General features: G+C 50.0%; 6 protein-coding genes. All 6 read right to left on the bottom strand.

Annotation, left to right across the window (positions count from 1 at the left end; all coding sequences use genetic code 11):
• The coding region (locus QZN42_RS09660) for a hypothetical protein (protein ID WP_296957108.1) at positions 1-249 on the bottom strand (249 nt) is incomplete at its 3' end.
• A gap of 88 nt (positions 250-337) precedes the next feature.
• A complete protein-coding gene (gene istB, locus QZN42_RS09655) occupies positions 338-1,099 on the bottom strand; it encodes an IS21-like element helper ATPase IstB (protein WP_296957106.1) in 762 nt (253 codons plus the stop codon).
• Complete coding sequence (gene istA, locus QZN42_RS09650; protein ID WP_296957103.1) at positions 1,086-2,432, bottom strand: IS21 family transposase; 1,347 nt, start codon at positions 2,430-2,432, stop codon at positions 1,086-1,088. The genes istB and istA overlap by 14 nt, the downstream gene beginning before the upstream one ends.
• An 813-nt stretch (positions 2,433-3,245) precedes the next feature.
• Entirely contained in the window at positions 3,246-4,865 is a 1,620-nt protein-coding gene (locus QZN42_RS09645; protein WP_296957100.1) for a CTP synthase, read from the bottom strand.
• A gap of 39 nt (positions 4,866-4,904) precedes the next feature.
• Positions 4,905-6,572 carry an arginine--tRNA ligase gene (argS, locus tag QZN42_RS09640; protein ID WP_296957097.1) on the bottom strand — a complete coding sequence of 556 codons (1,668 nt, stop codon included), beginning with the start codon at positions 6,570-6,572 and terminating at the stop codon, positions 4,905-4,907.
• On the bottom strand, positions 6,538-7,002 hold the full coding sequence (locus QZN42_RS09635) for a DUF1934 domain-containing protein (protein WP_296957095.1): 465 nt from the start codon (positions 7,000-7,002) through the stop codon (positions 6,538-6,540). The genes argS and QZN42_RS09635 overlap by 35 nt, the downstream gene beginning before the upstream one ends.
• Positions 7,003-7,412 lie beyond the last annotated feature (410 nt).

The raw sequence follows: 7,412 nt of genomic DNA, 5'->3' as shown, positions 1-7,412 counted from the left end.
GGACCCTGGGGTAAGTGCGCCCTTTTTTGGGTTTTTCGGGATAATGGTTTTATAGTAAGCCTGGGGAGCCTTGAACATTCCGGCTTGTACGGGATTTTCACTCCGCCTGTGCAAAGTCCCCATATATACTCGGCGGCCATCAGGCCGCCACCTTCCCGATAACCCCGATAATCCCGAGATTCCCGATATCCCCGATTCAAAAGTCAATTGACCATATAGCCTCCTTCCAACTATAAGTCCATCATCCATACTCCCGCCGCATGTAAATGTCAAGATAAGAATGTACATTTTTTTCAACTTAAGAATGTACAAAAATATCAAGATAAGCGTGTACGAATTATTGTTCCTCCGTAAAATAATCCTTTAGACGGTAAGACTGGCCACTAATACTGATGACTGTACAGTGATGCAACACCCTGTCCACTATGGCGCTTGCCACTCGTTCATCTTTGAGAATATCCGGCCATTCATCAAAGGCTGCATTTGTGGTAATGATGGTACTTCTCTTTTCGTATCTCATGTCAATAAGCTGAAATAGAAGGTCTGCATCTCCATCATCCAGCGGCAGGTACCCCAGTTCATCTATGATGAGCAGACGCTGCTTGGCATAAAATTTCAACCTGTCTGTCAGACGATGCTCAGTTTTTGCCTTATGCAGATTGCTGATGAGATCATTGCATTTGATGAACAGCGTACTGATCCGATTGCGGGCAGCAGTCATCCCAAGAGAAATAGCCAGATGGGTCTTGCCGACCCCGCTGTTTCCCAGAAATACAATATTCTCCTGCCGGTCTATAAATCCCAGCTCATGCAGGTTGCGAATCTGTTTCTCGTCAATCTTTGGCTGAAAGGTGAAGTCAAAGGTATCCAATGTCTTTGGTGAGGGAAAGCATGCAACCTTGACCATCATTTCGGCCCGGTTCCTTTGCTTTTTCTCTACTTCCAGATCGGTTAGTCGCAGCATCATCTCAATTGTTGAGAGGTGGCTGTCGGCTCCTTCCTGAAGGACATCTGAAAGGCCTGTGGACATCTGCCACAACTGGAGGTATTCCAGATTCTGTTTCAGACGCCCATAGTTGGTTGTTTCAGGCATCAACATGATAGAGTGCTCCTATCTTTTTCAAATTGCTGAGGGCTGCTTCACTGGCTTTTTCCTTGTCCATATGGGGAAAGGACATCTGCCAGAGGGCAATTTCATGCTCAGCAAGGTAGTTTTTTATATGGGTTCCAGTACTCAGTCTGTGCCGGGCTACATATTCTGTGTTATGATACAGATAGAGAAATCCGTCAGAGACCGATACTTCCAGGTATTTACCGATGTACCGGGGTGGCACCGAGTACTCGTTTGTCTGGTAGACTATGTGGGCAGATCGGTTCACTTTGACTCGGCCTTTGAGGGATTTATAGGAGTCTCTTATCTGTTTCCCTGGCAGGTGCAATAGGAGACTCTTTTCTTTTTCCAGTAATTCCAGAGGCGGCCGGCCGGTACCCGGGTTTTCTGTCAGATTATACTGGGCAGCAATAGTGGCTACGACCCTTTGAAGTTCTTCCAGGGTCACTTTGCCGGAACAGGCCCGAAGGATATCCAGCTTTTTCATAAAAGACTCGACTTTTCCTTTTTCCTGCGGATGATGGGCAGGACAGGGGACAACTTCAAATCCAAAATCTTTGGCGAATTCCTGAAATTTAGCATTGACTTTTCCAGGATTTCCCCTGGTTCGGGGGATTTCCATGGCGGTTTTCATATTGTCCACCATAATCCGTTTAGGCACTCCACCAAGGGTTTCGAATATTTCAGTCAGACTGCTGAATAAAACATCCTGAGTCATCTGAAGTGTTAACTTCAGCATTACTGTCCGAGAATAAGCCATTTTGAAAACAAAGACGTGAACTTTAAGATCCGGCAGCTTTTGGTCAGTGACTTCCATTGGGATCGATTCCTTCCAGTCAATCTGAGCCAGATCTCCTGGGTCGGTCTCGTAGCGGATAACAATATTACGTGAACTTCCGCCGCGAAAATAGCAGGCAAACTCGGGGACTGACTGAATATACCTTCGAAAAGCGCCTTCACTTATCTTCAGGCCACAATGTTTCTTCATGTGGTCATATAAATGCCGAATGTATCTGAATGTTTTTCCCTTATTTTTACCTCCTACGATTAATGGAACCAGCAGCTCTCGGATGGTTTCTTCATATGCAGCGGCAAGGCACTTGCGATTGCGTTTGCCTGAAGGTGGACCTTCCATGTAATATTTTCTGACGGTTCGCCGATCAACATGCAGTTGGCGGGCAAGTTGGCTGAAATTGGGCTTTGGTACGGACTCATCAAGACAAAACATACTCTCTCTCCACTTCCTGTACTCATACAAAGTCTTGAGTGTGAGATTCTCGTCGATATAAATCTGGCTGGCAAGGAATGAACAAATAGACATGACAATACCTCCTTCTTAACAACGGAGAATTGGCTGTCTATATTATTCTGGAAAATACTCTTCCCTGGCTAGAGCCAAAATGGAAATAATCACCCCATTGTCCCCCGGCCCTTGACTGAACCTGGGCAAAATGCCGTCAGCTGGACAAGGCCCAGCGAAGCGGGGCCGGAATTCTAGCATTTTGCCCAGAACCCGTCAAGGGCAGTGTCTGCAGCCACCGGGTGGGGACGGTGAGGCGGTACAGAAATCCAACATAATTACATACAATTTCATCCCAAACGGCGCCATTCAGAACAGAAATTTGTACATTCTTAAGTTGAAGTTTCTGTACATTCTTATCTTAACATTACCACCGCATCAGGCCGCCACCTTAGAATATCGATTCTTCGAATCGATTTGCCCTCTCACCCCTTCGCGGGTGTTCCCGAGGGAGAGCCTGCCTGCTTGCCGGTAGAGGCAATTGGAGCAAAATTGTTCCGTCAGTCAGCCTCATTTTCGACTTGTACCTGTAGTACGACCCCTCAGTCTGCTCCGCAGACAGCTCCCCAAGCCTGGGGAGCCTTGAACATTTCGGCTTGTACGGGCTTTTCAAACTCGCCTGTGCACATCCCCCATATATATTCGCGCTGCTATTGCAGCGCCACCTTCCCGATAGTCCCGATAATCCCGAGATTCCCGATATCCCCGATTCAAAAGTCAATTGACCATATAGCCTCCTTCCAACTATAAGTTGATCATCCATACTCCCCAGTCAGTTTTCCCCACGCAAAAACCCCGCCCGAATGGGCGGGGTTTCTTATTTCTAAAAGGATCTTATTTCCCTTCTTTACGTGCAATGGCTGCTTTGACGAGTCCGTAGAAGAGGGGATGCGGTCTGTTCGGGCGGCTCTTGAATTCCGGATGTGCCTGGGTAGCCACGAAGAATGGATGGTCTTTGAGTTCGATGGTTTCCACGAGGCGTCCGTCCGGGGAGGTGCCGCTGATGGTGAGGCCTGCTTTTTCGAGCTGGGGACGGAGGTCGTTGGATACTTCGTATCTATGGCGGTGACGTTCGTAGACGATTTCCTGGTTGCCGTAGAGTTCTCTTGTCTTTGTGCCTACTGCCAGTTTGCAGGGGTAGATGCCAAGGCGCATGGTTCCGCCTTTTTCTGTCACGTCTTCCTGGTCGGGCATGAGGTCGATGACCGGATAGGGGGTCTTTTCGTCGAATTCGGAGGAGTTGGCGCCTTCAAGGCCGCAGGCGTTTCTTGCGTATTCGATGACTGCGCACTGCATGCCGAGGCACAGTCCCAGGAATGGGATGCCGTGGGTGCGGCAGTAGCCGGCGGTATCGATCTTGCCTTCTACTCCGCGGTAGCCGAAGCCTCCAGGGATGACTACTCCATCGATGTCTTTGAATACTTCGTCGAGGTCTGGTTTTTCTTCTTCCAGTTTTTCGGAGTTGATCCAGTGGATTTTGACTTTCTTGCCGAAGGCATAGCCGGCATGGGAGAGGGCTTCGCATACGGAGAGGTAGGCGTCGTGGAGTTTGACGTATTTCCCTACGAGGCCGATATTGACTTCGTCTTCGGCATTAAGGATGCGATGGACCATTTCTTTCCAGTCTTCCATGTCGCAGGGTTTGTCTTCGAGGCCGAGTTTGTTCAGGACAATGCGGTCGAGGCCTTCCTGCTGGAGGAGGAGGGGTACTTCGTAAATGGAGGCAGCGGTGAGGTTGTTGATGACTGCTTCTTTTTCTACATCGCAGAAGAGGGCGATTTTCCGTTTCATATCGTCCGGCAGGGCTTTGACTGTGCGGCATACGATGATGTCCGGCTGGATACCGATGGAGCGGAGTTCTTTGACGGAGTGCTGGGTGGGTTTGGATTTCAGTTCATCGGCTGCTTCGATGTAGGGTACGAGGGTCACGTGGATGTAAATGACGTCGTTTCTGTTTGGTACGTCTTTCTTGACCTGGCGGATGGCTTCGAGGAAGGGCAGGGATTCGATATCGCCTACGGTTCCGCCGATTTCGGTGATGACGATATCTGCATTGTCGTTCCGGCCGACGCGGAGGACTCTTTCTTTGATTTCATTGGTAATGTGGGGAATGACCTGGATGGTGGAGCCCAGGTATTCGCCTTTTCTTTCCTTATTGATGACGGACTGGTAAATCTTGCCGGTGGTCACATTGGATGCCTTGGAGAGGTTTTCGTCGATGAATCTTTCGTAGTGGCCGAGGTCCAGGTCTGTTTCAGCTCCGTCGTCGGTGACGAATACTTCGCCATGCTGGTACGGGCTCATGGTGCCGGGGTCGATATTGATGTAGGGATCAAATTTCTGGATGGTGACTTTGTATCCTCTGTTTTTGAGGAGTCTGCCCAGGGATGCGGCAGTGATGCCTTTGCCCAGGGAAGAAACAACGCCGCCTGTTACGAAGATGTATTTAGTCATGGGACCTCCTTTTATAGGTTTGGAAATAAGGAAATATGATTACATATGATCAGGTGCCGAGATGCCCAGGATGTTCAGGGCATGGACCAGGATATACTGTACGGCCGTGATGAGGCCAAGTCTGGCCTGGGTGACTTCCGGTTCCACATTGAGGATCCGGCAGGCTCTATAGAAGTGATGGAAGAGGGCTGCCAGTTCGTAGGCGTATTTCGCAATGCGCTGGGGCGCTCTTTCTGCGGCAGCTCCTGCGATGAGCTGGTGGTAGTTTTCCATCTTTTTGATGAGGTCCAGTTCGCATTCTTCGGTAAGTTTTGTGAAGTCCACGTCTTTGAAGGTGGGATCCCAGGTGACTTTGGCTTCTTCTGCCTGGCGGAAGAGGGAGTGAATGCGTGCATTGGCATACTGGATGTAGTAAACCGGGTTGTCGGCGGACTGTTTCTTGGCCAGGTCGATATCGAAATCCATCTGGGAGTCCAGGGTCCTTGCGCAGAAGAAATAGCGGGCTGCGTCGGTTCCGACTTCGTCCATCAGTTCCCGGAGGGTGACTGCCTGGCCGGTTCTCTTACTCATTTTCACCGGCTGGCCGTCTCTTAAAAGGGTGACCATCTGGAGAAGCATGATTTCAAAGTCATCGGGGTTGTAGCCCAGGAATTTCATGGCTGTTTTCAGGCGGATGATGTATCCGTGATGGTCGGCTCCCCAGATATCGATGAGTTTGTTGTAGCCTCTGCGAATTTTATTTCCTACATAGGCGATGTCGGAGCAGAAATAAGTCGGTACGCCATTGGTACGGATGACTACGCGGTCTTTATCATCGCCGTTTTTCGTCGTACGGAGCCAGAGGGCACCGTCTTTTTCATACATATTGTCTTCATCTTTGAGGACTTTGAGGGCTGCATCCACCTGGTCCGGATAGAGGGACCGTTCGGAGAACCAGTTGTCGAAGTCCACGTTGAATTCGTGGAGGTCCTTTTTCAGGTCTGCCAGTTTTTCCGCCAGGCCTATGTCTTTGAAGGCTGCAATCCTGTCTTTTTCATCCATATCCAGGTATTTCTTTCCGTCTTTTTCCAGGATATGGCGGGCGGTATCGATGATATCGGCCCCGTGGTACCCGTCTTCGGGAACTTCTGCGTCCATTCCGCAGAGCTGGAGGTAGCGGGCATTGATGGATTCGGCCAGGTGGTCGATCTGGCTGCCTGCATCGTTGACGTAGTATTCGGAAAGTACGTCATAGCCGGCTGCGCGAAGGAGATTGATCATGGCTGATCCGTAGGCTGCGCCTCTTGCATGGCCGATATGAAGGAGGCCCGTGGGGTTGGCGGAAACGTATTCCACCAGGATTTTATCTTTCTGCGTCTTCGGCAGGTCTCCATAGGAGGGGCCGGCGGAAAGAATATTTCTCAGTTCCGTGTATACGGTATCTTTGGCAAGGAAGAAATTGATGAAGCCTGCGCCTGCGATTTCCGTCTTTGCTACCAGCGGGGTATCCAGGTGTTTCACAATGGCCTGGGCGATGAGGCGGGGCGCACGGTGCGCGGTCCTGGCCCACTGCATGGCTGCATTGGTGGAGTAGTCGCCGAATTCTTTTTCCTTCGGCACTTCCAGGCGCTGCACAGGAGCATAGCTGCCTTCCGGAAGCTCGCCTGCCGCTACGGCCGCGTCTTTGGCTTTCTCAATGATTTCCTTTAATTCTTCTCTGACTTCCATGAAATTCCGGATCCTCCCGAACGTTTACAATAATTTCATTCAAATGGTTGAATAACCCTTTCAGTTCCACGTCATAGGTGAGGCGCATCTCGCCAGTGCCGTCTACGATGGTATTCACGAGATCCCTCGTGGTCACCAGGACTTCCAGGTCGCCCATAGGGGTGCGGTAGGTGGAGCGGGACAATTCGCCCACTTTGTAGAGCTGATTCTGGTTGAAACTTCCTTCCCGGATCAGGTTGACCCGGTCTTCATAGATGCGGAGGGTGGTGGTGGTGCCTTCCATGCCGGCCAGCTTCGTTTCCTTATAGGTGACGTACTTCATATCTTCCGTTTCCCCATAAAGGCCGGGCGTTTCCAGGGAAATTTTCTCGTCTTTCCCATTCTCGTCCCGCTGCAGCGAAGTCACGCTGATGATGACATGTTTCTCCAAAATCCCACCTCTTCCCGCTTGCAAAATATCTATATTATTATACCATAGAAAGACCCCTTTTCAGAGGAAATTCTTATAAAACAACAGACGATATTATAGCACTTATAGCAATCGTAAGCAATTGAACAATTCCCGCTGACGGGCAGAAACAGCCTGACCATGGGGACTTCAGACTTTTGAAGCAATCCGACATGAGCCTTTCACGAAATAAGGATTTTTGCATACGGGTAACGACTTGGGACGCTCAAGGCAGTCCGACCTGAGCCATGAGGGTATAGCGGGGTTCGCCTGCTGGGAACTCCAATGGGATCCATAATAGGGTAGAGTTATTAGCCCTCCCATTGCACCGTACGTACGGTCCTCGTATACGGCGCTACATTGTTACATCTATTCCTTAAGCTCAGATAGTA

The sequence above is a fragment of the uncultured Dialister sp. genome, assembly GCA_900314595.1.
In the GTDB taxonomy this organism is placed as follows: domain Bacteria; phylum Bacillota; class Negativicutes; order Veillonellales; family Dialisteraceae; genus Dialister.
Note: the sequence above shows the minus strand (reverse complement) of the source record. Positions and strands in the feature narration are given on the sequence as shown.